Below are 1139 nucleotides of genomic sequence, written 5' to 3' on the forward strand. Positions count from 1 at the left end.
CTAGTGTCCTGCGTCTGAAGTTCGTTGATTAATTGTAGGGTTGACGGATGGCGGGTAGGGGTCGGCCGGTGGCCGCTGTGGTGTTGACCGATGAGGAACGCGAGACGCTCCGGCGGTGGGCGCGGCGGGCGAAATCGTCGCAGGCGTTGGCGCAGCGGTGCCGGATCGTGCTCGGGTGCGCGGACGGCGGATCCAATCAGGACGTCGCCGCCGAGTTGGGGATCTGGCCGCAGACGGTGGGCAAGTGGCGGCGGCGGTTCCTGGACAGGCGCCTGGAGGGTTTGGTGGACGAGCCGCGTCCGGGCGCCCCGCGCAAGATCACCGACGAGCAGGTCGAGGAGGTGCTGGTGACCACGCTGGAACGGACCCCGGCTGATGCCACGCACTGGTCGCGGTCGTCGATGGCGGCCGAGAGTGGATTGTCCAAGTCGACGGTCGGGCGGATCTGGAAGGCGTTCAACCTCAAGCCCCACCAAGTCGACACGTTCAAACTCAGTACTGATCCGCAGTTCATCGACAAGGTCCGCGATGTCGTCGGGCTCTACCTGAACCCTCCGGACAAGGCGCTGGTCCTCTGTGTCGACGAGAAATCGCAGATCCAGGCGCTGGACCGGTCGGCGCCGGTGTTGCCGATGATGCCCGGCCTGCCCGAACGCCGCACCCACGACTACATCCGGCATGGCATCACCACCCTGTTCGCCGCACTGGACGTGGCCACCGGCGAGGTGATCGGCTCTATCCACCGCCGTCACCGCGCGGTGGAGTTCAAGAAGTTTCTGGCCAAGCTGGACAACCAGGTGCCCGTCGACGTGGACGTGCACCTGATCTGCGACAACTACACCACCCACAAGCACCCCACGATCGACAAGTGGCTGACGGCGCATCCCCGGTTCCACATGCACTTCACCCCGACCTACTCCTCCTGGCTCAACCAGGTCGAGCGATGGTTCGGGCTGCTCACGGACAAGCGCCTGCGTCGCGCGGCCCATAAGTCCTTACGTGCCTTGGAAAACGACATCCGCGACTGGATCACGACCTGGAACGAGAATCCCGCACCATTCGTGTGGACCAAAGACGCCGACGAGATCCTCGACCGCCTCACCTCATATCTTGACCGGATTCCTGGCGCAGGACACTAG

At 64.4% G+C, this 1139-nt stretch carries 1 protein-coding gene; it reads left to right on the forward strand.

The genetic code is table 11. The features are described from left to right. Nucleotides 1–47 precede the first annotated feature (47 nt). Nucleotides 48–1139: an IS630 family transposase gene (locus ABD987_RS44505; protein ID WP_345409099.1), complete on the forward strand. Its 1092-nt coding sequence runs from the start codon at nucleotides 48–50 to the stop codon at nucleotides 1137–1139.

It is taken from the genome of Amycolatopsis samaneae, assembly GCF_039541975.1.
Classification (GTDB): Bacteria; Actinomycetota; Actinomycetes; order Mycobacteriales; family Pseudonocardiaceae; genus Amycolatopsis; species Amycolatopsis samaneae.